Raw genomic sequence first — 26,596 nt, 5'->3', positions numbered from 1 at the left:
GGCGGGAGCCACGCCGGCTCAGGCCAGGTGCCCGCCGATCTTCGTGTAGCCGCGCAGCAGGTCCCGGGAGATGATCAGCCGCTGCATCTCGTCGGTGCCCTCGAAGATCCGGTACAGCCGCACCTGCCGGTACCAGCGCTCGATCGGCAGCTCCCGGGTGTAGCCCATGCCGCCGTGGATCTGGAGCACCCGGTCGACCACCCGGTTGACCATGCCGGCGCCGTAGAGCTTGCCCATCGACGAGGCGTGCCGCGGGTCGAGGCCCTGGTCGACGGTCCACGCCGACCTGAGCACCAGCCAGCGGGCCGCCTCCAGCTCGGTCTCCGAGTCGGCGATCATCCACTGGATCGCCTGGTTGGTGCCGATCTTCGCGCCGAAGGTCTCCCGGGTGTTGGCGTAGTCGATCGCCATCTGGAGGGCCCGCTCGGCGATGCCGATGGCGTGCGACGGGATCGTGTAGCGGCCCTTGCCGATCCACTCCATGCCCAGCGTGAAGCCCTGGCCGATCCCGCCGAGGATGTTGCGGTGCGGCACGCGGACGCCGTCGAAGATCAGGGACGCGGGCCCGCCCTCGCCCATGGTCTGGATGAACTCCGACCGCCAGCCCATCGACCGGTCCACCAGGAACGCGGTCGCGCCGCCGTTGCGGGCGCCCTTCTCGGGGTCGGTCACCGCCACCACGATGGCGAAGTCGGCGTCGTTGCCGTTGGTGATGAACGTCTTCTCGCCGTCGAGGACCCAGTCGTCGCCGTCGCGGCGGGCCCGCAGCCTGATGTTCGCCGCGTCGGACCCGGCGCCCGGCTCGGTGATCGCGAAGCAGGAGATCCGTTCCCCCTCGATGGTCGGGAGGAGGAACTCCCGCTTCTGCTCCTCGGTGGCGTGGAACAGGATGTTGTCCGCCTCCCCGCCGAAGCGGAACGGCACGAAGGAGCGGCCCAGCTCGGTCCAGATCAGCGACTGGAGCACGGCGGGCAGGTCCATCCCCCCGTACTCCTCGGGGGTGGCCAGGCCCCAGAAGCCGAACTTCTTCGCCTTGAGCTGCAGCTCGCGCAGCTCGGAGCGGTCCAGGCCGGGCTGGTGGGCGCGCTCGCGGCGCAGCACCTCCTGCTCCAGCGGCAGCACCTCGCGGGTGACGAAGGCGCGCACGGTGTCCCGGACGGCCCGTTCCTCGTCGGACAGTGCGAAGTCCACGTTGCTCCCTCGGTCGGCGTGGCGGTGGAGACCGCGGCGGGCGGCGGCGGTCGCTCTTAAACTAGCGGTGTAAGTTTTCATCCGTCCAGACCCCTCCTCCGGCCGTCGTGGTGAGGCTCCGCGGCCCCGCCCCGGTTAGGGTGCGTGAGCAGGTGTTCCGACGGGGGAGGCGGCGTGGCGGGATTCGACCGGCGAGGGGCCGGCGGCGTGGGCCCGGCGTGGGTGGCCTGACGTGCCCCGTCCCCGGCAGGCCCTGCTCAACCGCGACCGGATCGTGGAGACCGCACTCGCGCTGATCGACGCCGACGGCCTGGGCGCCCTGTCCACCCGCCGGCTGGCCGCCGCGCTGAACGTGCAGGGCCCCTCGCTCTACAACCACTTCGCCACCAAGGACGAGATCCTCGACGCGGTGGCGGACAGCGTCACGGCCTCCGTCGACGTCACCGTCTTCGACCGGTGCGACTGGGTCGAGGCGCTGCGCCGCTGGGCCCGGTCCTACCGCCAGGCCCTGACCGTCCACCCGAACATCGTTCCCTACCTGGCGCAGGGGCCGGGGCGCCGGCCGGCCGCGCTGGCCATGGCCGACGCCGTCTACGGCGGCCTGGTCCGGGCGGGCTGGCCGCCGGCCCGGGCCACCCACATCGGTGCCGCGATGCGCTATTTCGTGGCCGGCTCGGCGCTCGGCTCGTTCGCCCGCGGCTTCGTCGAGGACCCGGAGCTGTACCTGGCCCACCCGCACCTCAACCAGGCGCACCGGCTGCGCGGCCACCAGCGCAGCGTCGACGAGGGCGCGTTCACCCTCGGCCTGGACGCGTTGCTGCACGGCCTCGCCGCCGAGTACGCCCGGGCCGTGACCCCCCTGGAACGCGGAACCGGTCCGGGGTAGCGTCAAAACTCCCACTGCTAGTTTCCCGCCCACGAAGGGACGCCATGGATCTCGCCGACGCGCCCCCCGCCCTGCTGGTCCGCCGCCATCTGCACCTCGCCGGGGACTGGGTCGACCCGGCGGACGGCGGGACGATCCCGGTCGAGAACCCGGCCACCGGAGAGATCGTCGGGCAGGTCCCCGCCGGCACCCCGGCCGACGTGGACCGCGCCGTGGCCGCCGCCCGGGCCGCCTTCCCCGGCTGGGCCGCCACGGCCCCCGCCGAGCGGGCCGCCCACCTCGACCGGCTGCACACCGCGCTCGCCGCCCGGGCCGAGGACATCGCCCGCACCGTCGCTCTCGAACTCGGCACCCCGCTCAAGCTCGCCACCCGGGTGCAGGCCGGCCTGCCGCTGACCGTGCTGCGGAGCATGGTCGACCTGGCCGGCCGCCCGCCGGCCGAGCGGACCGTCGGCAACTCCCTCGTGGTCCGCGAGCCGGTCGGCGTGGTCGGCGCGATCACCCCGTGGAACTACCCGCTGCACCAGGTGGTCGCCAAGGTGGCCCCGGCGCTCGCCGCCGGCTGCACGGTGGTGCTCAAGCCCAGCGAGCTGACGCCGCTCACGGCGTACCTGCTCTTCGACGCCGTCGCCGAGGCCGGGCTGCCGCCCGGGGTGGTCAACCTGGTGCCCGGCACCGGGCCGGTGGTGGGGGAGGCCCTGGCCGCCCACCCCGACGTCGACCTCGTCTCGTTCACCGGCTCCACGGCCACCGGCCGGCGGATCGCGCACCTGGCCGCCGACCGGATCGCCCGGGTCGCCCTCGAACTCGGCGGCAAGTCGGCCAACGTGATCCTCGCCGACGCCGACCTGCCCACCGCCGTCAAGGTCGGGGTCGGCAACGGGCTGCTCAACTCGGGCCAGACCTGCACGGCCTGGACCCGCATGCTGGTCCACCGCGACCGCTACGCGGAGGCGCTGGACCTGGTCGCGGCGGCCGTGGCCGGATACCGGCTGGGCGACCCGTTCGACCCGGCCACCCGGCTCGGCCCGCTGGTCTCGGCCGCCCAGGCCGAGCGGGTCCGCGGGCACGTCGACCGGGCGCTCGCCGACGGCGCCCGCCTGGTCGCGGGCGGCCCGGACGCGCCGCTGCCGCCGCGCGGGCACTTCGTCGCACCCACCGTCCTCGCCGACGTCCACCCGGACAGCGCCCTCGCCCAGGAGGAGGTCTTCGGCCCGGTGCTCGCGGTCATCCCGTTCGCCGACACCGACGAGGCCGTCGCCATCGCCAACAACTCCCGGTACGGGCTGGCCGGCGCGGTCTGGTCCGCCGACGGGGAGGCGGCGCTGGCCGTGGCCCGGCGGCTGCGCACCGGCCAGGTGGACGTCAACGGCGGCGCGTTCAACCCGCTCGCCCCGTTCGGCGGCTACAAGCAGTCCGGCCTCGGCCGCGAACTGGGCGGCTACGGCATCGAGGAGTTCACCGAGCTGAAGGCGATCCAGCGGTGAGGGCGCTCGTGGTCCGCGGCCGGGGCGCCACCCCGGCCGTCGAGGAGGTACGCCTGCCCGACCCCGGCCCCGGCGAGCTGCGGGTCCGCATCCGGGCCGCCGGCATCTGCCACTCCGACCTGGCCATGGTGGACGGTACGGTGGCGCCCGCGTACCCCCTGGTGCTCGGGCACGAGGCCACCGGCGTGGTGGCCGAGGCCGGCCCCGGCACCCGGCTGGCCGTCGGCACGCCCGTGGTGCTCAACTGGGCCCCCGCCTGCCGCGCCTGCTGGCACTGCCGGCACGGCGAGCCGTGGCTCTGCGCCGCCAACACAGGGGCCTCGGCGGCCCGGGGCGAGACCGCCGACGGCGGCCCGCTCCACGTCACCCTGGGGCTCGGCGCCCTCGCCGAGGAGGTGGTGGTACCCGAGCGGGCCGCCATCGAGATCCCGGCCGGCCTGCCGGCGGAGCAGGCCGCGCTGCTCGGCTGTGCCGTGCTCACCGGCACCGGCGCGGTCCGCAACACCGCCCGGGTCGCCCCCGGCGAGTCGGTCGCGGTGATCGGGCTCGGCGGGGTCGGCCTCGCCGTGCTCACCGCCGCCCGGCGGGCCGGCGCGGCCCCGATCCTCGCGGTCGACGTGGCCGAGGCGAAGCGGGACCTCGCCCTCGCCACCGGGGCCACCGACTTCCTCCGCTCCGACGACACCCTGGGCAAGGAGATCCGGGCGCGCACCGAGGGGCGGGGCGTCGACCACGCCTTCGAGTGCGTCGGCCGGTCCGTCACCATCCGGGCCGCCTGGCGGTCGACGCGGCGCGGGGGAGCGGTCACCGTGGTCGGCATGGGCGCGAAGGACGACCTGCTCAGCCTGTCGGCGCTGGACATCTTCCACTCGGCCCGCACCCTGCGCTCCTCGGTCTACGGCTCCTCGGACCCGGACCGGGAGGTGCCGGAGCTGGCCGCCGCGCTCGCCGACGGCAGCCTGGACCTGGCTCCGCTGGTCAGTGGCGCCATCCCCCTGGCGGAGGCGCCCGCGGCGCTGGACCGGCTGGCCCGGGGCGAGGGCGCCCGCTGGGTGGTCACCTTCCCGGGCTGACGCCGCCGTCGACCAGCGTGGCGAAGCCGTCGAGCAGCCGGCGCAGGCCGAAGTCGAAGACGGTCTCCAGGTCCAGGTCGACGCCGCCGGTGGTCAGGGCGTCCATGGTGGCCAGCCCGCCACCCGCCATCACCTGCTGGAACGTGGCCTGCTGCCGGTCCACCCACTGGTCGTGGGTGAGGCCGCTGTCCTGCACCGCCTGCGCGCCCATCTCCAGGTTGGTCGCGATGCCCTTCACGTAGGCCATCAGGGTGATCGCCACGTGCCAGCGCACCTGCCGGTCCAGGCCCAGGCCGGCGGTGGCCCGCAGGGCCAGGTCGGTGTGCGCCATGCCGTGCGGCAGCGGCTGCGGCCGGGCGATCGAGATGACGTGCGGCACCCAGCGGTGCCGCCGGTAGACGGCCCACTGCGCCCGGGCGAGCACGTCCAGCCGGGCGCGCCAGCCGGCCGGCTCGGTGGCCGGCAGCGGGGCGTCGGCCAGCACGGCGTCGGCCATCGCCAGGATCAGCTCGTCGCGGCCGCGCACGTGCCGGTAGAGCGACATGGTGGCCACGCCCAGCTCGGCGGCGATCTGGCGCATGGACACCGCGGGCAGGCCGCCCTCGTCCGCCAGCGCGACCGCGGTGCGCAGCACCCGCTCCCGGCTCAGCTCCGGCTCCGCCCGCCCGGACTGTGGCCGGGGTGCGGCGACGACGGTGCCGGCGCCCGGGCGGGTCAGCACCAGCCCCTCGGCGCGGAGCAGGGCGAGCACCCGGGTCGCGGTGGCGATGGCCACCCCGTGTTCGCGGGTGAGCTGACGGGCCGAGGGCACCCGGTCGCCGGGCCGCAGCTCGCCCAGCTCGATGCGGCGCCGGATCTCCGCAGCGATCCGGCGGTACGGCGGCTCCTGGCCGTGCGGCGACATCCCGGCAGCGTACTAGTACACCCGCTCCTCGGGACACCCTCCGGCCGGCAGCGTACTAGGTCGCCGGAAGCGCCTGGGGCGCCCCGACCCTAGCGTCCTCACCGCACCTGATGGACGGTGTACGCGCGATCTCGGGAGAACACCATGAACGATAAGACCGTGCTCATCTCCGGCGCCGGCGTGGCCGGCCCGGCCCTCGCCTTCTGGCTGCGCCGGCACGGCTTCGCCGTGACCGTGGTGGAACAGGCCCCCGGGCTGCGTCCCGGCGGGCAGGCGGTCGACGTGCGGGGGGCCGCCCGCGAGGTGGTCGACCGGATGGGGCTGACCGCCCGGATCCGGGCCGCGACCGTCCGGGAGCAGGGCATGGCGTACGTCGGCGAGCGGGGGGAGACGCGCGCCCGGCTGCCGGTGCACGCCTTCGGCGGGGAGGGCATCGTGGCCGACATCGAGATCGAGCGCGGCGACCTGGCCCGGCTGCTCCACGAGGCCACCCGGGACGACGTCGAGTACGTCTTCGACGACTCGATCGAGACGCTGGACCAGACCGGGGACGGGGTGCGGCTCACCTTCGCCCGCTCCGCCCCGCGCACCGTCGACCTGGTGATCGGCGCGGACGGCTCGCACTCCCGCACCCGGGCGCTCGCCTTCGGCCCCGAGTCGGCGTACGTCCGGCCGCTCGGCGCGTACCTGGCCTACTTTTCCACCCCGTTCCGGGACGACACCGGCTGGTTCCTGCTGCACAACGCGCCGGGCGGGCGGGTCGTCGGCACCCGCCCGACCCGGGACGGCCGGACCGCCGCGTTCTTCAGCTTCCGCTCCGGCGAACTCGACGTGGACCGGCGGGACCGCGCCGCCCAGCAGCGGCTGCTCGCCGCGCGCTTCGCCGACGTCGGCTGGCGCGCCGCCGAGCTGCTGGCCGCCGCGCCGGACGCCGGCGACTTCTACTTCGACCGGTACGGCCAGGTGCGGATGGAGTCGTGGAGCAACGGGCGGGTGGCGCTGCTCGGCGACGCCGCCTGGTGCCCGTCCCCGCTCACCGGGCAGGGCACCAGCCTCGCGCTGGTCGGCGCGTACCTGCTGGCCGGGGAGCTGGCGGCGGCGCGGGGCGACCACGCGGCGGCCTACCGCCGCTACGAGGAACTGCTGCGCCCGCACGTGACGCGCAGCCAGGAGATCCCGGGTGGTGGCATCTCCGGTTTCCTGCCGGACAGCCGGGCCGCGATCCGGATGCGCGACGCGTCGATGCGGGCCATGGCCTCCCGCCCGCTGCGCGGGCTCGCCACCCGGCTCTTCTTCAGCAGGGCCGACGGGATCGACCTGCCGGAGTACGCGGCCGCCCCGTGACGGTGGCGCCACCACATGTCGACACCCGCCGATCCGTTGCGATCTCGGCGGACGGGCCCGCCCCCTATGGGGAGCGGGCCCGTCCCGTCGGGGGTGAATGTGTGGGGGACCGACATGGCTCGACTCTGCCGGTGCGCCGTAGGTTTCCTGCACGCGACGGCCCTGTGACCCCGGTCACCGACCTGGCCGGCGCGGTTGTGGACCTGCGGAGGGTGAGGCGATGGCCGGGCAAGCGATCCTGTCGGCCCGTGGGCTGACCCGGGACTTCCGGGGCTTCCGGGCGGTCGACGGGGTCGACCTCGACGTGGCGCCGGAGACCGTGCACGCGCTGGTGGGGCCGAACGGCGCCGGCAAGACCACCCTGTTCAACCTGCTCACCGGTTTCCTGCCGCCCAGCGCCGGGCGGATCGAGCTGGCCGGCCGGGACGTCACCGGCCTGCCCCCGGAACGGGTCGCCCGGCTCGGCGTGGCCCGCTCCTTCCAGATCACCAGCCTCTTCCCCCAGCTGGGCGCGCGGGAGCACGTCGAGCTGGCCCTCCAGGCGCCCAGCGGGCTGGGCTGGCGGTTCTGGCGCTCGGCGAAGCTGATGCGCCGCTACCGGGACCGGGCCGACGAGCTGCTCGCCATGGTGGGCCTCGCCGAGCTGGCCGAGGCCCCGGCCGAGGCCCTCGCGTACGGGCGCAAGCGCGCCCTGGAGCTGGCCATCGCGCTCGCCCTCGACCCGAAGGTGCTGCTGCTCGACGAGCCCACCGCTGGGATGGGGCTGGAGGACGTGGACCGCACCGTCGACCTGATCGCCCGGGTCCGCGCGGGCCGGACCGTGGTCATGGTCGAACACAACATGAGCGTGGTGGGCCGGCTCGCCGACACGGTCACCGTCCTGCAGGCCGGCAAGGTCCTTGTCGAGGGCCCGTACGAGCAGGTCCGCGCCGACGAGCGGGTCATCACCGCCTACCTGGGAGCCGCCGATGCTGCGCATTGAGAACCTCTCCGCCTGGTACGGCGAGGCCCAGGTGCTGCGGGAGGTGAGCCTGGAGGTGGCCACCGGCGAGGTGGTCACCCTGGTCGGGCGCAACGGCGCCGGCAAGTCCACGCTGCTGCGCTCCGTCATGGGGCTGCACCCCGGCCAGCGCGGCAGGGTCAGCTTCGGCGACCGGGACGTCACGAAGCTGCCGGCGCACAGGCGGGCGCGGCTCGGGCTCGGCTGGGTCCCCGACGACCGGGGCGCGTACGCCACCCTGACCGTCACCGAGAACCTGACGCTGCCACCCCGGGTCGGCCCCGACCCGTGGCCCCTCGAACGGGTCTACGAGGCGTTCCCCGCCCTGTACACCCGGCGGGACTCGGCGGCCACCATGCTCTCCGGCGGCGAGCAGCAGATGCTCGCCCTGGCCCGGGTGCTGCGCATGGGCGCCCGGCTGCTGCTCTGCGACGAGCCCACCGAGGGCCTGTCCCCACTGCTCGTGCAGCAGGTCGGCGACCTGCTGCGCGAGGCCAAGAAGCACGGCGTGACCGTGCTGCTGGTCGAGCAGAACCTGCACTTCGCCACCGGCGTCGCCGACCGGCACTACCTGCTGGCCGAGGGACGGATCGCGGAGGCGATGGACAACTCCGAGGTGCGCTCGCGGGAGCGCGAGCTGCTCGCGTACCTCGGGATCTGACACACGACGGCTGACCCGCGCGGACCGCGCGGCAGGGAAGGATTCGACATGCGCAGGAGCGTGGGTGTGGCCGCCGCCTCGGCGGCGGCGGTGCTGGTGGCCGGATGCGGCGGTGGTGGGCCGCAGTCCGGCGGCGACCAGAAGCTGACCGGCGACAAGATCGTGCTGGGTGTCCTCAACGACCAGTCCGGGGCCTACTCGGAGCTGTCCGGGCGGAACTCGGTCAAGGCCGTGGAGATGGCCATCGCCGACTTCAAGGCCAAGTACGGCGACAAGGCCGTCACCAAGAACATCAGCGTGGAGACCGCCGACCACCAGAACAAGCCGGACGTGGCCAACAGCAAGGCCCAGGAGATGTACGACCGCAAGGGGGTCGACGCCATCCTCGACGTGCCGACCTCCTCGGCCGCCCTCAAGGTCGCCGACGTGGCCAAGGAGAAGAAGAAGCTCTACTTCAACATCGGCGCGGCGACCACCGACCTGACCGGCAAGAGCTGCAACAAGTACACGTTCCACTACGCCTACGACACCTACATGCTGGCCCACGGCACCGGCACGGTGACCACCGAGCAGGTCGGCAAGAACTGGTACATCCTCTACCCGAACTACGCCTTCGGGCAGGACATGGAGAAGAGCTTCTCCGCCGCCATCACGGCCGCCGGCGGGCAGGTCGTCGGCAAGGACGGCGCGCCGTTCCCGAACACCAGCGGCGACTACTCCTCGTTCCTGCTCAAGGCCCCCACGCTGAACCCGAAGCCGCAGGTGCTCGGCACCATGCAGGCCGGCGCCGAGCTGGTCAACGTCGTGAAGCAGTACAACGAGTTCAAGCTGCGGGACAAGGGCGTCGGGCTGGCCGTCGGCCTCATGTTCATCACCGACATCCACTCGCTCACCCCGGCCGCGCTCGCCGGCACCACCTACACCGACGCCTGGTACTGGAACTTCGACCAGCAGAACCGGGAGTGGGCGGACAAGTTCCAGAAGGAGACCGGCACCCGGCCGTCCTTCGCCCACGCGGCCAACTACTCCGCGGCCATGCAGTACCTGGAGGCTGTGCAGGCCGCCGGCACCGACGACGCGGACACCGTGGTCAAGGGCCTGGAGGGCAAGGAGGTCAACGACCTGTTCCTGCGCAACGGCAAGATCCGCGCCGAGGACCACCGGGTCCTCCACGACGCCTACCTGGCGCAGGTGAAGCCGCAGGCCGAGGTCGGCGAGCCGTGGGACTACGTGAAGATCCTCAAGACCATCCCGGCGGCCGAGGCGTTCCGGGCCCCGTCGGCCGACTGCAAGATGTAAAGACGGGCTGATGTCAGGTTTCCTGCAGAACACGTTCAACGGGCTGGTGGGCGGGGCGTTCTACGCCCTGCTCGCCCTCGGGCTCGCGGTCATCTTCGGCATGCTCCGGGTGGTGAACTTCGCCCACGGCGCCTTCTACATGCTCGGCGCCTTCGGCGCGTACGTGCTGCTCGCCGAGGCGGGCGTGCCGTTCTGGGCCGCGTTGGTGATCATGCCGCTGGCGCTGGGCCTGCTCGGCATGGTGCTGGAGCGGGCGGTGATCCACCGGCTGACCCGGCTCGACCCGCTCTACAACTTCCTGCTCACCTTCGGCCTCACGCTGATCCTGCAGGACCTGGTGAAGTCCCGGTACGGCGTGCAGTCCAGCCCGTACGCCACCCCGGCCGAGCTGAGCGGGACGGTCGACTTCGGACTGTTCGACTTTCCCACCTACCGGGTCTTCATCCTCGGGTTCACCGTGCTGCTCTGCGTCGCGGTCTGGTGGGTGCTCGGCCGCACCCGGGTCGGCATGGTGGTCCGGGCCGCCACCGAGCGCCCCGAGCTGACCCGGGCCTTCGGCATCGACGTGGGGAGGTGGGTCACCCCGGTGTTCGGCTTCGGCATCGCCCTGGCCGGGCTGGCCGGGGTGCTCGCCGCCCCGATGCGGGCCGTGAACCCGCTCATGGGCGCCGACCTGATCATCGTGGTCTTCGCGGTGGTGGTGATCGGCGGGCTCGGCTCGATCTTCGGGTCGGTGGCCGCCGGCTTCGGCATCGGCCTGATCCAGGCGTGGGGCGAGGCGTACCTGTCGGACTTCCCGATCGTGTCGCAGACCGTCGTGTTCGTGGTGATGGCCGCGGTGCTGCTCTGGCGGCCGGCCGGCCTGTTCGGCCGTGAGGAGGCACCGGCATGACGAGTGCTGTCGACACCCCCGCCGAGGAGTCGGCCCGGCCCGCTCCACCGTCCGGGCTGCTCACCGTCGCCCGGGCGCCCGGCTGGGTCCGGTACGCGCTGCTCGCCGCCGGCCTGGTCGTGGCCCTCTGGCTGCCGAACGGGCTCTACCCGGCCGTGGCCGTGGACATCCTCTGCTGGGCGCTGTTCGCCGTCTCGGTGGACCTGCTGCTCGGCTTCACCGGGCTGATGTCCTTCGGGCACGCCGCGTTCTGGGGCACCTCGGCGTACGTGACCGGCCTGGTCGCGATCCACGCCGGCCTGCCCTTCCCGGCGGCCGTGCTGGCCGGCGCCCTGGCCGCGGCGCTGCTCGCCCTGCCGATCGGCTACCTCGCGGTGAAGCGCACCGGCATCTACTTCGCCATGGTCACCCTCGCGTTCGCGCAGATGGTCTACTACGTGGCCAACGAGTGGCGCTCGGTCACCCAGGGCGAGAACGGTCTCCAGGGCGTGCCCCGGGAGTTCTTCGGGACGGATCTGTCCGACGACTACTACTTCTACTACGCGATCCTGCCGATCGTGGTGCTCGGCCTGTTCGCCGCCTGGCGGATCGTGCACTCGCCCTTCGGCCGGGTGCTGGTCGGCATCCGGGACAACCCGGCCCGGGCCCGCGCGCTCGGCTACCCGGTGCACCGCTACAAGCTGACCGCGTTCGTCCTGTCCGGTTTCCTGGCCGGTCTGGGCGGCGGGCTCTTCGCGGTCGGCCACCGGTTCGTCTCGCTGGACGTGCTGCACTGGACCACCTCCGGCAAGGCGGTCATCGTGGTGGTGCTCGGCGGCATCGGGACCCTCTGGGGCGGTGTGCTCGGGGCGGCCCTGGTGGTCCGGCTGGAGGACTGGCTGTCGTTCTCCGGCTTCGAGGCCATCGGCCTGGTCACCGGCGGCATCTTCGTCCTCGTCGTGCTGCTGTTCCGGCGCGGCATCTGGGGCACGGTCGCCCACCTGGCGCGACGGCGGGCAGCGGCCCGCCGCCGGTGAATTCCCGCGACGGCGCATCCGGACCGCGCCGACGCGACGAACCCCCGGGTAGTGGAGTGCTACCCGGGGGTTCGTCCTGTGCTGACCCGACGCCTGCCGGCCGAGGCCCGCCCCGGCTCAGCACGCTGGGCGAGGCGACCGCCGCCTGTCTGGCCGGGTGACCTGGGACACAAACGATACGGATCGGTTCCGTATCGAAACACTCTCACCTACGCTCAACTGCGTTTACGAGTCTGTCCCGTATCGTATTTTGACGCGGGTGAGCCGGGGGGAGAACCCGAGTGGAACCGCACGAGAACACCGGACACCCGAGGAGGTGGGCGATCCTGGGGGTGCTGGTGATCAGCCTCCTCGTGGTCGTCCTCGACAACACGATCCTCAACGTCGCCCTGCGTACCCTCGCCGACCCGGTGCACGGCCTCGGGGCCAGCCAGGGCGAGCTGGAGTGGGCGATCAACTCCTACACCCTGGTCTTCGCCGGGCTGCTCTTCACCTTCGGCGTCCTCGGCGACCGTTTCGGTCGCAAGCGCTTCCTGATGGTCGGCCTGGCCCTGTTCGGGCTGGCCTCGCTGCTCTCCGCGTACGCGCAGGACCCGGGCCAGCTGATCGCCACGCGCGCCCTCATGGGCGTCGGGGGCGCGGCCATCATGCCGGTGACCCTGTCGATCATCTCCAACGTCTTCGACCCCCGCGAGCGCGCCAAGGCGATCGGCGTCTGGGCCGGCGCGGTCGGCCTGGCCGTGGCCATCGGCCCGGTGCTCGGCGGCGCCCTGCTGGAGCACTACTGGTGGGGCTCGGTCTTCCTGATCAACGTTCCGGTGGTGGTGCTCGGCGTGGTGCTCGTCGCCGCCCTCGTCCCGGAGTCCCGCGACCCCCGGCCGGGTCGGGTCGACCTGCTCGGCGTGCTGCTGTCCGTGGTCGGCCTCGTCGCCCTCACCTACGGCATCATCGACGGTGGCGAGCACGGCTTCGACCGGGCGCGGGTGTGGGTCGCGATCCTCGGCGGGCTCGCGGTGCTCGGCTGGTTCGTCAGCCACGAGCTGCGCAGCGACCACCCGTCGCTGGATGTCCGGCTGTTCCGGGTGCCCCGGTTCGCCGCGCCGGTGGCGCTGGTCGGCCTGGTCTTCTTCGCCGCCATGGGCGTGATGTTCTTCGGCGCGTTCTACCTCCAGCTGGTCCGCGGCTACAGCCCGCTGGAGAGCGGCCTGCTCTTCCTGCCCTTCGCCGCCGCGCAGCTGATCTTCGCGCCGCGCAGCGCCGCCATGGTCCGCCGCTACGGGGGTCGGGCCGTGGCCGCCGTCGGGCTGCTGCTCACCGCCGCCGCGCTCGGCGCGTTCGTGCTCATCGACGCGGACACCCCGATCTGGATCTTCTCGGCGCTGGGCTTCGTCCAGGGCGCCGGAATGGCCAACATCATGCCGCCGGCCACCGAGTCGATCATGTCGGCGCTGCCCCGCGAGAAGGCCGGCGTGGGCTCGGCCGTGAGCAACACCGTCCGCCAGGTGGCCGGCGCGCTCGGCGTGGCGGTCCTCGGCTCGGTGCTCTCCGCGGTCTACCGCAACGACGTGGCCTCGACCCTGTCCGGCCTGCCCGCCCCGGTCCGCGACGCGGCCCAGGAGTCGATCTCCGGGGCGTACGCCGTCGCCGGCCGGCTCGGGGCCGGCGCGCCCCGGCTCATCGCCGCGGCGAACGACTCGTTCGTCTCGGCGATGCACTGGGCGGCGGGAATCTCCGCGCTCGTGGCGCTGCTCGGCATGGGCATCGTGCTGCGCTGGATGCCGGGCCGCCCGGTGGTCGAGACCGAGTCCCGGCCGGCCGCCGAGCCGGAGTTGGCCGGGACGGCGTAGGTTCGGCGACAATGTCTGACATGACTTCCATGGCTGATGCTCCGCGGTCGCCCGGGCGACCGCGGAGCGTCCGCGCGGACGAGGCGATCGTGGAGGCCACCCTCGACCTGCTCGCCGAGGGCAGCACGCTCGAGGCGCTCTCCATCGAGGCGATCGCCGCCCGCGCCGGGGTGGGCAAGGCCACCATCTACCGCCGCTGGTCCGGCAAGGACGCGTTGCTCATGGACGCGCTGGGCCGGCTCAAGGGGGTGCCGCCCCAGCCCGCCGGGCGGTCCGTCCGCGACGACCTGGTGCTGCTGGTCGGCGCGGTCGGCCACAACGTCGACCCGCGTGCCGCGAAGATCATGCCGTGCCTGGTGCCCGAGGTGAACCGCAGCCCCGACCACTTCCAGCTCTACCAGAACATCGTCGCCCCGCGTCGGAAGCTGATGCGGGAGGTGCTGCGCCGCGGGGTGGACAGCGGCGAACTCCGGGCCGACCTCGACATCGAGCTGGCCATGGCGCTGCTCACCGGCCCCATGCTGCTCCAGCGGGTGCTGCGCTGGCACCCCGAGCTGGACGACCAGATCCTCCCCGAGCGGGTCGTGGACGCCGTCCTCGAAGGCCTCCGCGCCCGCTGACGACCCCCGGCGGGGTCAGGTGGCCGGAGTGCGCAGGCGGTGCAGGCGCAGGGCGAGCTGCACCTCCAGGGCGCGCTCCGGCTTCTGCCAGTCCGCGCCCAGCAGCTGCCCGACCCGCTCCAGCCGCTGGGTCACCGTGTTGACGTGCACGTGCAACAGCTCCGCCGCCCGGGCCAGGCTGCCACCCACCCCGAAGTACGCCTCCAGCGTCTTCACGAGCGCCGTGCCCCGCCGGGCGTCGTAGTCGACCACCGGCCCCACCGTCGTGGTGAGGAAGCGGGCCACGTCCCGGTCGCCCGAGTCGCCGACCGCGCCCAGCAGCAACCCGACGAAGCCCAGCTCGGCCGTGCTCGCCCCCTGCCCGGCCCGGCCCAGCGCGCCCAGCGCGGTCAGGCACCGCTCCGCCTCGGCGAACGTGGCGGCCAGCGACGCCGGACCGGTCGACGGCCCGCTCGCCCCGGCGGTCACCGGACGGCCGGTCACCCGGGACAGGTCCCGGGCCACCGCCCGCGCCGCGCCGCCCGCGTCCCGGCCGGGCAGCATGAGCATTACCCGCCCGTCGCGCGCCGCGGCCAGGCCGCCCCGCGTCGAGGCGTACGTGGTGGCCCAGGACAGCACCCGCTGCCGGGCCGAGCCGGTGGCCGCGATCGCGTCGTCCCCGACCGCCACCAGCACGTGCGGGGCGTCCAGGTCGACACCGAGCCGGCGGGCCCGGCTGCGCAGCGCGTCGGTGTCCCGCAGCGGCCGGGCGATCAGGTCGTCCAGCAGCTCGCCCCGCACCCGACCCTCCGCCTCGGCCACCGTCCGGCGGAACAGCAGCAGCAGCGCCGTGACCAGCGCGGCCCGCTCCAGGATCCGCTGGTCGGCGTCGACGAGCTCGCCGTCCGGGCGCAGCACCAGGGCGCCCAGGTTCTCCGCGCCGGCCACCACGGCGGCGTACCAGAGCGGACCCCGGCGGACGCTGCGCCCCTCGGTGCGGGACGCGGCCACCGCCTCGACGATGTCCGCCCGGTCCGGCTCCTCGATCTCGCCCACCCGGGCCAGCCGCCGCCCCTCGGCGTCCAGCGCCAGCAGCGCCCCGCCGAGCACCTCGGTGACCGCCGCGGCCACGTCCTCCATCCCGCCGCCGCGCACCACCAGGGCGGTCATCCGGTCGTGTGCGGCGGCGGCCCGCTCCACCGAGCTGCTGTGCGCCCGGATCGTGCTGTTCGCCGCCGACAGCTCCTCCAGCGCCGACCGGGTCTCGGCCAGCAGCCGGGCCGTGTCGATCGCCACCGCGGCGTGCGCGGCCAGCGACACCAGCAGCGACACCTCCTCCCGGGCGAACGGCCGGGCCGAGCGGTTGGCCGCGTACAGCACGCCGATCACGCTCGACCCCAACCGCAGCGGAACGCCCAGGATGGCGACCAGGCCCTCCTCGCCCACCCCGCCGTCGATCTCCCCGGTGTGCCGGAACCGCTCGTCCTCCTGGTAGTTCGAGGTGACGTACGGGGTGCCCGTCTGCGCCACCAGGCCGCCCAGGCCGTCGCCCATCTCCAGCCGCAGCCGCTGGAACCGCGCCGAGATCGAGCCGTCGGTGACCCGCATGTACGTGTCGCCGCGCTCGTCGTCGTTCAGCGTCATGTACGCCACGTCGGTGCCGAGCAGGATCCGCGCCCGGTGCACGATCGCCCGCAGCACGTCGTCCAGGTCGCGCAGCCCGGCCAGGTCGCTGGCCGTGTCGTACAGGCCGGAGAGCTCGGTCTCCCGGCGGCGCCGCCGCTCCAGCAGCGCGCGGACCCGCAGCGCCACCAGCTTCGCCTGCTCCAGCTCGGCGAGGCGCTCGGCGGGCAGGCCGGCGGCGCGGGCGGCGACCAGCGGACCCTCGAACTCGACCGGGGCGGCCTCCCGCGCCAGCAGCTCCAGGAACTCGACCGGCGACGACATGACCGACATTGTGCGCGAGGCCACTAGTTGGCCGTCCAGCCCCCGTCGAGGGCGATCGACGCGCCCGTGATGAACGCGGCGGGCGGCGAGCACAGGTACGCGACCAGCTCCGCCACCTCCTCCGGCTCGATCAGCCGCTTGATCGCCGCCCGGGCCAGCATGATCTTCTCGACCACCTCGTCCTCGCCGATGCCGTGGCTGGCCGCCTGGTCGGCGATCTGGCTCTCCACCAGCGCGGTCCGCACGTACGCCGGGTTGATGCAGTTGGCGGTCACCCCGTGCGCGGCGCCCTCCAGCGCCACCACCTTCGACAGCCCCTCCAGGGCGTGCTTCGCCGAGACGTACGCGGCCTTGAACGGCGAGGCGCGCAGCCCGTGCACCGAGGAAATGTTGACGATCCGGCCCCACCCGTTCGCGTACATCCGGGGCAGCGCCCGGCGGATCAGCAGGAACGGGGCCTCCACCATCACCCGCTGGATGTACTCGAAGCGCTCGACGGGGAACTCCTGCACCGGCGCGACGTGCTGCAGGCCGGCGTTGTTGACGACGATGTCGACGTCGACGTCGAGCCGGTCCACCGCCTCGGGGTCGGCCAGGTCGACGCCCTCCGCCCGGCCGCCCGCCTCGGCGGCCACCGCCTTGGCCGCCTCCACGTTGCGGTCGACCACGAGCACCGCCGCGCCGGCCGCCGCCAGGCGCAGGGCGCAGGCCCGTCCGATGCCGCTGCCACCACCGGTCACCAGCGCAGCGCGACCGGAGAGGTCGACGTGCACGACGTGGGGGACCGCCACGGGTTCTGCCGTCATGGCGCAAGAAGTTACGAGCTGTGTGGCCGGCGGCACATGGGGCAGCGACACATACTCGACCGCTTCAGTGTGTGGCGCGGATCGTGTCCGCCGCTCCCGGCGTGTCCGCCCGGCCGGGCGCCGGGACGCACCAGTAGGGTGTCGAACACACGTTCTGCCGGTGGCTCGGGGAGGAGGCGGCGTGCGCGTGCTGGGCGTCGACCCGGGGCTGACCCGGTGCGGGGTCGGCGTGGTCGAGGGCGTGCCGGGCCGCCCCTGCACCCTGGTCGCCTACTACGTGGTCTACACCGACCCCGGTGACGACCTGCCGCTGCGCCTGCTGCACCTGGACCGCTCGCTCACCGACCTGGTCGCCGAGCACCGCCCGGACGCGGTGGCCGTCGAGCGGGTCTTCAGCCAGCACAACGTCCGCACCGTGATGGGCACGGCCCAGGCGAGCGGGATCGCCGTGCTCGCCGGGGCGCGGGCCGGGCTGCCCGTGCAGACCTACACCCCGAGCGAGGTGAAGGCGGCGGTGACCGGTTCCGGCCAGGCCGACAAGGCGCAGATGACCGCCATGGTCACCCGGCTGCTGCGGCTGCCCGAGCCGCCCCGCCCGGCCGACGCCGCCGACGCCCTGGCCCTGGCCATCTGCCACATCTGGCGCGGCGGCACCCGGTCCAAGCTGGCGGCCGCCGCCGAGCGGGCACGACGAGGAGGAACGCGATGATCGCCAGCGTGCGCGGCACGGTGACCGCGACCGGTCCGGACCACGCCGTGGTGGAGGTGGGCGGCATCGGCCTGGCCGTGCAGTGCGCCCCCGGCACCATCGCGGACCTGCGGGTCGGCCAGCCCGCCCGGCTGGCCACCAGCCTCGTGGTCCGGGAGGACTCGCTGACCCTCTACGGCTTCCCGGACGACGACGCCAAGCAGCTCTTCGAGCTGCTCCAGACCGCCAGCGGGGTGGGGCCGCGGCTGGCTCAGGCGGTGCTCGCCGTGCACACCCCGGACGCGGTGCGCAAGGCCATCGCCAACGCCGACACCGCGGCGCTCACCCGGGTGCCCGGCATCGGCAAGAAGGGCGCCGAGCGGCTCGTCCTCGAACTCCGCGACCGGGTCGGCCCCGTGCCGGTGGGCGCCGACGGCGCGGCCGGGGTGACCGCCGGCGCCTGGCCGGACCAGGTCCGCCAGGCCCTCGTCGGGCTCGGCTGGACCGCCGCACAGGCCGAGCAGGCGGTGGCCGCGGTCGCGGAGACCGTCGACGGGGAGACCCCGCCCGTGCCGGTCCTGCTCAAGCAGGCCATCCGCCTCCTGGGCCGCACGCGATGACGGGCGAGAACCTGGTCTCGGCGTACGTCAGCGACGCGGAACTCGACGCGGAGGCCAGCGTCCGGCCGAAGCGCCTCTCCGAGTTCATCGCCCAGGACCGGGTCCGCGACCAGCTCGACCTGCTGCTGCAGGGCGCCATGCGGCGCGGCTCTCCACCCGACCACATCCTGCTGTCGGGCCCCCCGGGCCTGGGCAAGACCAGCCTGGCCAACATCGTGGCCGCCGAGCTGGGCTCGGGGATCCGGGTGACCAGCGGGCCCGCGATCGAGCGCTCCGGCGACCTGGCCGCCATCCTGACCAGCCTGGCCGAGGGCGACGTGCTCTTCATCGACGAGATCCACCGGATCGCCAAGCCGGCCGAGGAGTTGCTCTACAGCGCCATGGAGGACTTCCGGGTCGACGTGGTGGTCGGCAAGGGTCCGGGGGCGACCGCCATCCCGCTCGACGTGGAGCCGTTCACCCTGGTCGGCGCGACGACCCGGTCCGGCCTGCTCACCGGGCCGATGCGGGACCGGTTCGGCTTCGTCGCGCATCTGGACTTCTACTCACCGGCCGACCTGGAGACGCTGCTGCACCGCTCCGCCCGGATCCTCGGCGTGCCGATCACCGAGGAGGGTGCGGCGGAGATCGCCGGCCGGTCCCGGGGCACGCCCCGGATCGCCAACCGGCTGCTGCGCCGGGTCCGCGACTTCGCCGAGGTCCGCGCCGAGGGTGTCGTGAACCTGGAGACCGCCCGGGCCGCCCTGACCGTCTACGACGTCGACGCCCTCGGCCTGGACCGGCTGGACCGTGCGGTGCTCACGGCCCTGGTCGACTCGTTCCGGGGCGGCCCCGTGGGGCTCTCCACCCTGGCCGTGGCCGTGGGGGAGCAGCCGGACACGGTGGAGGAGGTGTGCGAGCCCTTCCTGGTCCGGGCCGGGCTGCTGGCGCGTACGCCGCGCGGCCGGGTGGCCACCCCGGCCGCCTGGCACCATCTGGGGCGTACGCCGCCGAATGGTACATTTGGCACGGATGCCGCTCCGGTGCCCGATCTGTTCTCGGCGCAGACCGATCAGCCGTGATCCGAACGTGATCTGTGCCGCATTCGGTGTTCTCAGGTGCAGGGATTAGACTTCGCCGCGGCTTGTACAGGACGTGAGAAGTCGCCTCCGCTCCGGCACCCCGCAGGGGGCGGAGTGGAGCCAATGGGAAGGTCGACAACCGTGCAAAACCTTGCAGCGGGTGGCGGAGGGGCAGGCGGTCTGACGCCGATCCTGATGATCGCTCTGCTCTTCGGCGTCATGTACTTCATGATGATCCGCCCCCAGCAGAAGCGTCGCCGTGAGGCCGAGCAGATGCAGTCCGCGCTCGGCGTGGGCGACGAGGTGGTCACCATCGGCGGGCTCTACGGCACGGTGACCGGCGTCGAGGACGAGACGGTTCTGCTCGAGGTGGCCCCGGGCGTGCAGACCCGGTACGCCCGCCCGGCGATCGCCCGCGTGGTCAAGCGGGTCGAGGTTCCGGAGGCCGAGACGATCTCCGAGGAAGCCGAGTCGGTCAAGGAGTGACCGCCGGCCCCGGACGGGGCAGCGGATTCACTCACACAAGTGGATAGTTGGGTCGGCGTCCGACGCCGGTACGCGGGGAACCCCGCGCGACGCCGCCGCGTCGTGCGCCGGGGAGGCGTGCCGTCCGGCGGCGCCGACCCCCCGGAGCAGTCGGGCGGACACCCCCGGCCCGACAATCCCGCCGCTGCCGAAGCGGCGCGACCGTACAGGGAGACAGGACAGCCGTGGCACCACCTCAGGGACAGATGCGCCCCGGACGGCAGCTCGCCGTCCTCGGGTTCATCTTCGTCGTCCTCTATCTTTTGGTGTTCTTCTCGGGCGGCGCCAGCGGTGGCTGGAAGGATCGGTTGGAGCCGCGGCTCGGCCTGGACCTCATCGGCGGCACCCGGATGACGCTCGAGGCCACCAACACCGTGGACGGCAAGCCCCCGACCTCCGCCAACCTGGAGGAGGCGCGCCAGATCATCGAGAACCGGGTCAACGCCTACGGCGTGGCCGAGGCCGAGGTGGTCACCGAGGGCAACCGGAACATCGTCATCTCCCTGCCCGGCCAGAACCGGGACCTGACGGACGTCGGTGAGGCCGCCGAGCTGCGCTTCCGCAAGGTGCTCAAGGCCACCGACGGCAGCGGCGCCGCCGCCGCGCCGGCCCCGACGGCGAGCGCCGCCCCGGCTCCCTCGGGCAGCGCCACCCCGGCTCCGTCGGGCAGCGCGACGCCGAAGCCGTCCGGCAGCGCCTCGCCGAAGGTGACCCCGAGCGCCGGGGCCAAGGCCACCGCGTCGCCGAGCGCCGGCGGGCAGGGCGGCATGGCCCCCACGCCGAGCGCCAGCGCCGGCGCGCCGACCCCGTCGGCCACGCCGAGCGCCGCCGCGCCGAGCCCGAGCGCCAGCGCCGAGCCGGTGCCGCAGAGCATCGAGCAGCAGCGCAAGGCCATCGAGCAGAAGGTGGGCGCGGCCGCCTGGGCTGCTGCCTCGGGCCTCCAGGCGCCGGCCGACCTCACCGCCGACCCGTCGCTGGCCGACAAGCTCAAGCCGTTCGGCACGCTCTCCCCGCAGGAGATCGCGGTGCTGCCGGTCGGGATGCAGTTCAACGTCCCGACCATCACCTGCGCCCAGCTCGACGACCGCCCGGCGGCGTCGATCAAGGACGAGAACCAGCAGGCGGTGGCCTGCGAGTCCGGCGCCAAGTACCTGCTCGACAAGGCCAAGGTGCTGGGCACCGACGTCAAGAACGCCTCCGCCCAGCTCGACCAGACCAGCTCCTGGGTGGTCAGCCTGAACTTCACCGGCAAGGGCCAGGAGAAGTGGACCGCGCTGACCCGCGAGGCGTTCAACAACGAGGGTCAGGCCTGCGACCAGACCGCGCTCGGCCCGGACGGCAAGTGCAAGGTCGCCGTGGTGCTGGACAACGAGATCGTCTCGTCCCCGGAGATCCAGGGCGTGCTGACCGGTGACTCGCAGATCACCGGCAGCTTCGACAACAAGAGCGCGAACGCGCTGGCCAGCCAGCTCCGCTACGGCGCGCTGCCGGTGACCTTCGAGCCGCAGGAGCAGCAGAACGTCACCGCGACCCTGGGCGACAGCCACCTCAAGGCGGGTCTGCTGGCGGCCGGCATCGGCATGCTGCTGGTCATCATCTACTCGTTCTTCTACTACCGGCTGCTCGGCTCGGTCATCTTCCTGAGCCTGGTGCTCTCGGCGCTGCTGGTCTTCGGCGCGCTCGTGGTGCTCGGCCGGTCGATCGGGTTCACCCTCACCCTCGCCGGCATCGCCGGCATGATCGTCTCACTCGGTGTGGCGGCGGACTCGTTCGTCATCTACTTCGAGCGGCTCAAGGACGAGATCCGGGAGGGGCGCAGCCCGCGCAGCGCGGTGCCGCGGGCGTGGATCCGGGCCCGCCGGACGATCATCTCGGCGAACGCCATCACCCTGATGTCGGCCGTGGTGCTCTACATCGTCTCGGTCGGCGCGGTGAAGGGCTTCGCCTTCGCGCTCGGCCTGGCGACCGTCCTCGACCTGGTCGTCGTGTTCCTCTTCCGCCACCCGATCATGACGATGTTCGCCCGGACCCGGGCGTTCCTGTCCCCGCGGGTCAGCGGTCTCGGCCGGGCCCTGCCGGCCCGGTCGGCCGAGCCGGGCGCCGCCCGCAACCCGCGCGTCAAGGAGGCCTGAGATGGCTAAGAGTGGTCTGGCCGCCCGGCTCTACCGGGGCGAGGCCGATCTCAACATCGTCGGGAAGCGCAAGCTCTGGTTCGGCGTGGCCGGGGTGCTGGTGCTGATCGCCGTGCTCAGCTTCGCGCTGAGCGGCTTCAAGCTCGGCATCGAGTTCGCCGGCGGCAACTCGTTCCAGGTGCCGGCCAGCGTCGGCACCCTGGAGCAGGCCGAGACGAAGGTGGATGCCGCGCTGGCCGCCAAGGGTGGCGGCGCCGAGGTGGTCACCGCGCAGAAGGTCGGCGGCACCAGCGGGGAGTACTACGAGCTGCGCACCGGGCAGCTCACCGCGGAGCAGGCCAACCAGGTCAAGACCGAGATGGCGCAGTCGTTCGGCATCAAGGCCGACCAGATCAGCGGCAGCCAGGTCTCCGAGGCGTGGGGCAGTCAGGTCACCTCCCGCGCCCTGCTCGGCCTGGTGATCTTCGTGGCCGTGGTGGCGATCTACCTGATCCTCCGCTTCGAGTGGCGGATGGCGGCCGCCGCGATCGCGTCGCTGTTCACGAACCTCATGCTCACGGCCGGCATCTACTCGCTGGTGGGCTTCGAGGTCACCCCGTCGACGATCATCGGCTTCCTCACGATCCTGGGCTTCGCGCTCTACGACGTGGTGGTGGTCTTCGACAAGGTCCAGGAGAACACCCGGGGCATCACCGCGAACAACAACCAGACCTACGGCGAGGCGGCCAACCTGGCGTTGAACCAGAGCCTCATGCGGTCGTTGAACACCTCGGTGGTCGCCCTGCTCCCGGTCGGCGGCCTGCTCTTCATCGGTGCCGGCCTGCTGGGCGCCGGCACCCTGAAGGACCTGGGTCTGGTGCTCTTCGTCGGCATGGCGGTGGCCTTCCTGACCTCGATCCTGCTGGCCACCCCGCTGCTGGTGCTGCTCAAGAACCAGGACCCGCGGATCAGCGCGCACAACAAGCGGGTGCTGGGCCGCCGGGGCGCCATCACCCGCGGCGAGGTCACCCCGAAGGGCGCGCCGCGGGCCGCCGCGGCCACCCCCGACGAGACCATCGACCCCGAGGCGGCCGCCCTGGCCGGCGCCGCCCCGAAGGTCGGCGCCCGGCCGGCCGGCAAGCGCCCCAGCGGCGCCCGCGGCGGGCGCCCGGCCGGCGGCGGGGGCAACCGGCCCGGTGGCGCGAAGCGCCGCTGACCGCCCACCCGGTAGGGATCGACCCGGCGGCGTCCGCCATGCTGTGAAAGCGGCATGACGGACGCCGCCGTCGTTCGAGAGGACATGGGACGCACGTGACGGAGACCCACACCACCGGGGTACGGGGAGACAGCGGCCCGGAGGTCGCCCGACTGGTCGCCAGCCGGGTGCTGGACGTGCCGGACTTCCCGAAGCCCGGTGTCATGTTCAAGGACCTCATGCCGCTCTTCGCCGACGGCACGGCCTTCCGCGAGGTGATCGACGGGATCATCGCGCACCACGGGCGGGACTCGTTCGACGCCGTGGTCGGCATCGAGGCGCGCGGGTTCGTGCTGGCGGCGGCGGTCGCGTACGCCACCGGGGTCGGCGTGGTGCCGGTGCGCAAGGCCGGCAAGCTGCCCCGGGCCACCCACTCGGCCTCCTACGCGCTGGAGTACGGCGAGGCGACCCTGGAGGTGCACCAGGACGCCTTCACGGCCGGCCACCGGGTCCTGGTGCTGGACGACGTGCTCGCCACCGGCGGCACCGCCGAGGCCACCCTGGACCTGGTGGAGCGGGCCGGCGGCACGGTGGCCGGCTTCACGGTCCTGATGGAGTTGAGCTTCCTCAAGGGGCGGGAGCGGCTCGCTCCGCGTCCGGTCCATGCCCTGCTGACCGTTTGACCCCATCGGCCCGTCGGGCGGACCGGGCACGGTCCGTCCGGCGGAGCGGCGGCGTACCCTGCGTACGGGTAGCATTGCCCTTTGCTTGACCGGGCGGGTGACCGTCCGGCGGCGCGGGGCTGCCGGGGCCGCGAGGTTCCGATGCCCGGCGCGGAACAACTCCGGCCCCTCGGCCGGTTGGACAGGACGTCGGCCGCACGGCCGGCGCTTCCCGGCGAGCGGTGAGGAGGCCGGTGTCCCACGATGTCGTCCCTCCGGTGGAGGGCACGGTGCACCCGACAGGCGACGCGGACGGCTCGGTGACCGAGCGCAGCGGCAACCCGCCGGCGCGGGTGACCGGCCCGGCCGACGCGCCCGACGGGAAGGCGGACGGCGGGGCGGTCGTGGTGCCGTTCCCGACCGACGGCGCGGCGGACCCCACGCCCGGCGCCGGCTTCGCCCTTTCCAACGCGCCGACCGGCCGCAGGGTGCGCGCCCGGCTGGCCCGCTTCAACGCGCCCTGGCAGACCTCGCAGGTCAGCGAGGTGCTGGAGCCGCTGATCGCCACCCACCGCGAGAACCACCCCAAGGCCGACGCCCGGCTGCTCCAGCGCGCCTTCGACACGGCCGCGCGCTGGCACTCCGGCCAGTACCGCAAGTCCGGTGACCCCTACATCACCCACCCCCTCGCGGTGGCGACGATCCTGGCCAACCTCGGCATGGACACCACCACCCTGGTCGCGGCGCTGCTGCACGACACGATCGAGGACACGGAATACACCCTCGACCAGATGCGCGCCGACTTCGGCGGCGAGGTGGCCCTGCTGGTCGACGGCGTCACCAAGCTCGACAAGGTCAAGCTGGGCGACGCGGCCAAGGCGGAGACGATCCGCAAAATGGTCGTCGCCATGGCGAAGGACCCGCGGGTCCTGGTCATCAAGCTGGCCGACCGGCTGCACAACATGCGCACCCTGACCTTCCTGCCCCGTCCCAAGCAGGAGCAGAAGGCCAAGGAGACGCTGGAGATCCTCGCCCCGCTGGCCCACCGCCTCGGTATGAACACGATCAAGTGGGAGCTGGAGGACCTGGCCTTCGGCACGCTGTTCCCGAAGCGGTTCGAGGAGATCAACCGGCTGATCGGCGAGCACCAGCCACAGCGTGAGGCGCTGCTGCGCCAGGTGACCCAGAAGGTCTCCACCGACCTCAAGGCCGCCAAGATCAAGGCGGAGACCACCGGCCGGCCGAAGCACCTCTACTCGATCTACCAGAAGATGATCGTGCGGGGGCGCGACTTCAACGACATCTACGACCTGGTCGGGGTGCGGATCCTGGTCGACACGGTGCGCGACTGCTACGCGGCGTTGGGCGTCATCCACGCCAACTGGCAGCCGGTGCCGGGCCGGTTCAAGGACTACATCGCCATGCCCAAGTTCAACATGTACCAGTCGTTGCACACGACGGTCATCGGGCCCACCGGCAAGCCGGTGGAGATGCAGATCCGCACCTACGCGATGCACCGCACCGCCGAGTTCGGCATCGCCGCGCACTGGAAGTACAAGGAGCACAAGGGCGTTCCGGTGGTCGGCCCGCCGGCGCACATCGACGAGATGACCTGGCTGCGCCAGCTCCTGGACTGGCAGCGGGAGGCGGCCGACCCGAGCGAGTTCCTCGACGCGCTCCGGTTCGACCTGTCCAGCCAGGAGGTGTACGTCTTCACCCCGAAGGGTGACGTCATCCCGCTGCCGACCGGGTCGACGCCGGTGGACTTCGCGTACGCGGTGCACACCGAGGTCGGGCACAAGTGCATCGGCGCGCGGGTCAACGGCAAGCTGGTGCCGCTGGAGTCGACGCTGTCCAACGGCGACGTGATCGAGATCTTCACCTCGAAGTCCGACACGGCCGGCCCGACCCAGGACTGGCTCGGTTTCGTCAAGAGCCCGCGCGCCCGCACCAAGATCCGGCAGTACTTCAACAAGGAGCGGCGCGAGGAGGCGATCGAGGCCGGCAAGGACTCGATCGTCAAGGCCATGCGCAAGCAGGGCATGCCGTTGCAGCGGATGCTCACCTCGGACGCGCTCATGGCGATCGCCCGGGACCTGCACCTGGCCGACGTGGCCTCGCTCTACGCGGCGGTCGGCGACAGTCAGGTCTCCGCCCAGTCGGTGGTGCAGAAGCTGATGGCCGCGTACGGCGGCGAGGAGGGCGCGGCGGAGGACATCGCCGAGACCGCCGTCGCCACCCGGCCGCCGCGCAGCCGGCAGAGCAGCAGCGACCCCGGCGTCGTGGTCCGGGGCGTCAGCGACGTCTGGATCAAGCTGGCGCGCTGCTGCACCCCGGTGCCGCCGGACGCGGTGTTCGGCTTCGTCACCCGCTCCGGCGGGGTGAGCGTGCACCGGGACGACTGCGCCAACGCCGAGGACCTGCGCGCGCAGAGCGAGCGGGTCGTCGAGGTGAGCTGGAAGCTCACCTCCGCCTCCACGTTCCTGGTGGCCATCCAGGTGGAGGCCCTCGACCGGCACAAGCTCCTCGCGGACGTGACCCGGGTGCTCTCCGAAGAGCGGGTCAACATCCTGTCCGCGACGGTCACCACCACCCGGGACCGGGTGGCGGTGAGCCGGTTCAGCTTCGAGATGGCGGACCCGAAGCACCTCGGGCACCTGCTGGCCGCCGTCCGCAAGGTCGACGGCGTCTTCGACGCCTACCGGGTCACCTCGGGCGCCTGACAGCGACAGGGGCACACGGAGAAGCGCCCGCCGGCGGTCTGCCGGCGGGCGCTTCGTCG

At 73.1% G+C, this 26,596-nt stretch carries 23 protein-coding genes; 19 read left to right on the top strand and 4 right to left on the bottom strand.

The features are described 5' to 3' along the window. Positions 1 to 18 precede the first annotated feature (18 nt). A complete protein-coding gene (locus ABZS80_RS15725) occupies positions 19 to 1,191 on the bottom strand; it encodes an acyl-CoA dehydrogenase family protein (protein ID WP_355056344.1) in 1,173 nt (390 codons plus the stop codon). Between the two features lie 232 nt (positions 1,192 to 1,423). On the opposite strand from ABZS80_RS15725, the gene ABZS80_RS15720 reads away from it, so the two are divergent. Genes ABZS80_RS15720 through ABZS80_RS15710 form a run of 3 tightly spaced genes read left to right on the top strand, consistent with a single transcriptional unit; the run spans position 1,424 to position 4,637 of the window. After that, on the top strand, positions 1,424 to 2,077 hold the full coding sequence (locus tag ABZS80_RS15720) for a TetR/AcrR family transcriptional regulator C-terminal domain-containing protein (protein WP_355056343.1): 654 nt from the start codon (positions 1,424 to 1,426) through the stop codon (positions 2,075 to 2,077). Positions 2,078 to 2,121: 44 nt separating this feature from the next. Next, complete coding sequence (locus ABZS80_RS15715; protein ID WP_355056342.1) at positions 2,122 to 3,564, top strand: aldehyde dehydrogenase family protein; 1,443 nt, start codon at positions 2,122 to 2,124, stop codon at positions 3,562 to 3,564. After that, positions 3,561 to 4,637 (top strand): zinc-binding dehydrogenase, encoded by a 1,077-nt coding sequence (locus tag ABZS80_RS15710; RefSeq protein WP_355056341.1) that lies wholly within the window; start codon positions 3,561 to 3,563, stop codon positions 4,635 to 4,637. The genes ABZS80_RS15715 and ABZS80_RS15710 overlap by 4 nt, the downstream gene beginning before the upstream one ends. Here the strand turns inward: ABZS80_RS15710 and ABZS80_RS15705 are convergent. Beyond that, positions 4,621 to 5,541 carry a TetR/AcrR family transcriptional regulator C-terminal domain-containing protein gene (locus ABZS80_RS15705; RefSeq protein ID WP_355056340.1) on the bottom strand — a complete coding sequence of 307 codons (921 nt, stop codon included), beginning with the start codon at positions 5,539 to 5,541 and terminating at the stop codon, positions 4,621 to 4,623. The two genes, ABZS80_RS15710 and ABZS80_RS15705, sit on opposite strands and share 17 nt — an antisense overlap. A 144-nt stretch (positions 5,542 to 5,685) precedes the next feature. Here ABZS80_RS15705 and ABZS80_RS15700 point away from each other — a divergent pair, with 144 nt between their 5' ends. From ABZS80_RS15700 to ABZS80_RS15665, 8 genes are all read left to right on the top strand, one after another. Continuing rightward, complete coding sequence (locus ABZS80_RS15700) at positions 5,686 to 6,885, top strand: FAD-dependent monooxygenase (protein WP_355056339.1); 1,200 nt, start codon at positions 5,686 to 5,688, stop codon at positions 6,883 to 6,885. Between the two features lie 220 nt (positions 6,886 to 7,105). Beyond that, the gene (locus tag ABZS80_RS15695; protein WP_262283812.1) at positions 7,106 to 7,867 is read left to right on the top strand and encodes an ABC transporter ATP-binding protein; all 762 of its coding nucleotides are present in this window, start codon (positions 7,106 to 7,108) and stop codon (positions 7,865 to 7,867) included. Beyond that, positions 7,854 to 8,546 carry an ABC transporter ATP-binding protein gene (locus ABZS80_RS15690; protein ID WP_355056338.1) on the top strand — a complete coding sequence of 231 codons (693 nt, stop codon included), beginning with the start codon at positions 7,854 to 7,856 and terminating at the stop codon, positions 8,544 to 8,546. The genes ABZS80_RS15695 and ABZS80_RS15690 overlap by 14 nt, the downstream gene beginning before the upstream one ends. A 48-nt stretch (positions 8,547 to 8,594) precedes the next feature. Then, entirely contained in the window at positions 8,595 to 9,845 is a 1,251-nt protein-coding gene (locus tag ABZS80_RS15685; protein WP_355056337.1) for an ABC transporter substrate-binding protein, read from the top strand. A 10-nt stretch (positions 9,846 to 9,855) separates the two neighbouring features. Continuing rightward, on the top strand, positions 9,856 to 10,737 hold the full coding sequence (locus ABZS80_RS15680; RefSeq protein WP_151461886.1) for a branched-chain amino acid ABC transporter permease: 882 nt from the start codon (positions 9,856 to 9,858) through the stop codon (positions 10,735 to 10,737). Next, entirely contained in the window at positions 10,734 to 11,753 is a 1,020-nt protein-coding gene (locus tag ABZS80_RS15675) for a branched-chain amino acid ABC transporter permease (protein ID WP_355056336.1), read from the top strand. The genes ABZS80_RS15680 and ABZS80_RS15675 overlap by 4 nt, the downstream gene beginning before the upstream one ends. A gap of 281 nt (positions 11,754 to 12,034) precedes the next feature. Then, positions 12,035 to 13,600 (top strand): MFS transporter, encoded by a 1,566-nt coding sequence (locus tag ABZS80_RS15670; RefSeq protein ID WP_355056335.1) that lies wholly within the window; start codon positions 12,035 to 12,037, stop codon positions 13,598 to 13,600. Positions 13,601 to 13,611: 11 nt separating this feature from the next. Beyond that, on the top strand, positions 13,612 to 14,220 hold the full coding sequence (locus ABZS80_RS15665) for a TetR/AcrR family transcriptional regulator (protein ID WP_151461883.1): 609 nt from the start codon (positions 13,612 to 13,614) through the stop codon (positions 14,218 to 14,220). Positions 14,221 to 14,235: 15 nt separating this feature from the next. Here ABZS80_RS15665 and ABZS80_RS15660 read toward each other — a convergent pair whose 3' ends face one another. Together ABZS80_RS15660 and ABZS80_RS15655 are read right to left on the bottom strand one after the other, a co-directional pair. Then, positions 14,236 to 16,155, bottom strand: a complete 1,920-nt coding sequence (locus tag ABZS80_RS15660; protein ID WP_355056334.1) for a helix-turn-helix domain-containing protein — start codon at positions 16,153 to 16,155, stop codon at positions 14,236 to 14,238. A gap of 14 nt (positions 16,156 to 16,169) precedes the next feature. Next, entirely contained in the window at positions 16,170 to 16,952 is a 783-nt protein-coding gene (locus tag ABZS80_RS15655) for a 3-hydroxybutyrate dehydrogenase (protein WP_355056333.1), read from the bottom strand. Between the two features lie 181 nt (positions 16,953 to 17,133). On the opposite strand from ABZS80_RS15655, the gene ruvC reads away from it, so the two are divergent. From ruvC to ABZS80_RS15615, 8 genes are all read left to right on the top strand, one after another. After that, on the top strand, positions 17,134 to 17,661 hold the full coding sequence (ruvC, locus tag ABZS80_RS15650) for a crossover junction endodeoxyribonuclease RuvC (protein ID WP_189196227.1): 528 nt from the start codon (positions 17,134 to 17,136) through the stop codon (positions 17,659 to 17,661). Beyond that, entirely contained in the window at positions 17,658 to 18,260 is a 603-nt protein-coding gene (gene ruvA / locus ABZS80_RS15645; protein WP_151461879.1) for a Holliday junction branch migration protein RuvA, read from the top strand. The genes ruvC and ruvA overlap by 4 nt, the downstream gene beginning before the upstream one ends. After that, positions 18,257 to 19,321 (top strand): Holliday junction branch migration DNA helicase RuvB, encoded by a 1,065-nt coding sequence (gene ruvB, locus ABZS80_RS15640; protein ID WP_355056332.1) that lies wholly within the window; start codon positions 18,257 to 18,259, stop codon positions 19,319 to 19,321. The genes ruvA and ruvB overlap by 4 nt, the downstream gene beginning before the upstream one ends. A gap of 123 nt (positions 19,322 to 19,444) precedes the next feature. Further along, positions 19,445 to 19,807 (top strand): preprotein translocase subunit YajC, encoded by a 363-nt coding sequence (yajC, locus tag ABZS80_RS15635; RefSeq protein WP_355056705.1) that lies wholly within the window; start codon positions 19,445 to 19,447, stop codon positions 19,805 to 19,807. Between the two features lie 224 nt (positions 19,808 to 20,031). Continuing rightward, positions 20,032 to 21,978, top strand: a complete 1,947-nt coding sequence (gene secD / locus ABZS80_RS15630) for a protein translocase subunit SecD (RefSeq protein ID WP_355056331.1) — start codon at positions 20,032 to 20,034, stop codon at positions 21,976 to 21,978. A gap of 1 nt (position 21,979) precedes the next feature. Continuing rightward, complete coding sequence (gene secF / locus ABZS80_RS15625) at positions 21,980 to 23,173, top strand: protein translocase subunit SecF (RefSeq protein ID WP_355056330.1); 1,194 nt, start codon at positions 21,980 to 21,982, stop codon at positions 23,171 to 23,173. Between the two features lie 95 nt (positions 23,174 to 23,268). Continuing rightward, positions 23,269 to 23,835 carry an adenine phosphoribosyltransferase gene (locus tag ABZS80_RS15620; protein WP_355056329.1) on the top strand — a complete coding sequence of 189 codons (567 nt, stop codon included), beginning with the start codon at positions 23,269 to 23,271 and terminating at the stop codon, positions 23,833 to 23,835. 257 nt (positions 23,836 to 24,092) lie between these two features. After that, positions 24,093 to 26,537, top strand: a complete 2,445-nt coding sequence (locus ABZS80_RS15615; protein WP_355056704.1) for a bifunctional (p)ppGpp synthetase/guanosine-3',5'-bis(diphosphate) 3'-pyrophosphohydrolase — start codon at positions 24,093 to 24,095, stop codon at positions 26,535 to 26,537. The last annotated feature ends 59 nt before the right edge of the window (positions 26,538 to 26,596 follow it).

It is taken from the genome of Micromonospora sp. NPDC005305 (genome assembly GCF_040607315.1).
Taxonomy (GTDB): Bacteria; Actinomycetota; Actinomycetes; order Mycobacteriales; family Micromonosporaceae; genus Micromonospora.
Note: the sequence above shows the minus strand (reverse complement) of the source record. Positions and strands in the feature narration are given on the sequence as shown.

Coding starts and splice junctions, on each gene's coding strand:
- ABZS80_RS15715 (WP_355056342.1), top strand. CDS start 2,122: ATGGATCTCGCCGACGCGCCCCCCGCCCTGCTGGTCCGCCGCCATCTG.
- ABZS80_RS15705 (WP_355056340.1), bottom strand. CDS start 5,541: ATGTCGCCGCACGGCCAGGAGCCGCCGTACCGCCGGATCGCTGCGGAG.
- ABZS80_RS15700 (WP_355056339.1), top strand. CDS start 5,686: ATGAACGATAAGACCGTGCTCATCTCCGGCGCCGGCGTGGCCGGCCCG.
- ABZS80_RS15695 (WP_262283812.1), top strand. CDS start 7,106: ATGGCCGGGCAAGCGATCCTGTCGGCCCGTGGGCTGACCCGGGACTTC.
- ABZS80_RS15690 (WP_355056338.1), top strand. CDS start 7,854: ATGCTGCGCATTGAGAACCTCTCCGCCTGGTACGGCGAGGCCCAGGTG.
- ABZS80_RS15685 (WP_355056337.1), top strand. CDS start 8,595: ATGCGCAGGAGCGTGGGTGTGGCCGCCGCCTCGGCGGCGGCGGTGCTG.
- ABZS80_RS15680 (WP_151461886.1), top strand. CDS start 9,856: ATGTCAGGTTTCCTGCAGAACACGTTCAACGGGCTGGTGGGCGGGGCG.
- ABZS80_RS15675 (WP_355056336.1), top strand. CDS start 10,734: ATGACGAGTGCTGTCGACACCCCCGCCGAGGAGTCGGCCCGGCCCGCT.
- ABZS80_RS15665 (WP_151461883.1), top strand. CDS start 13,612: ATGTCTGACATGACTTCCATGGCTGATGCTCCGCGGTCGCCCGGGCGA.
- ABZS80_RS15660 (WP_355056334.1), bottom strand. CDS start 16,155: ATGTCGGTCATGTCGTCGCCGGTCGAGTTCCTGGAGCTGCTGGCGCGG.
- ABZS80_RS15655 (WP_355056333.1), bottom strand. CDS start 16,952: ATGACGGCAGAACCCGTGGCGGTCCCCCACGTCGTGCACGTCGACCTC.
- ruvA (WP_151461879.1), top strand. CDS start 17,658: ATGATCGCCAGCGTGCGCGGCACGGTGACCGCGACCGGTCCGGACCAC.
- ruvB (WP_355056332.1), top strand. CDS start 18,257: ATGACGGGCGAGAACCTGGTCTCGGCGTACGTCAGCGACGCGGAACTC.
- yajC (WP_355056705.1), top strand. CDS start 19,445: ATGGGAAGGTCGACAACCGTGCAAAACCTTGCAGCGGGTGGCGGAGGG.
- secF (WP_355056330.1), top strand. CDS start 21,980: ATGGCTAAGAGTGGTCTGGCCGCCCGGCTCTACCGGGGCGAGGCCGAT.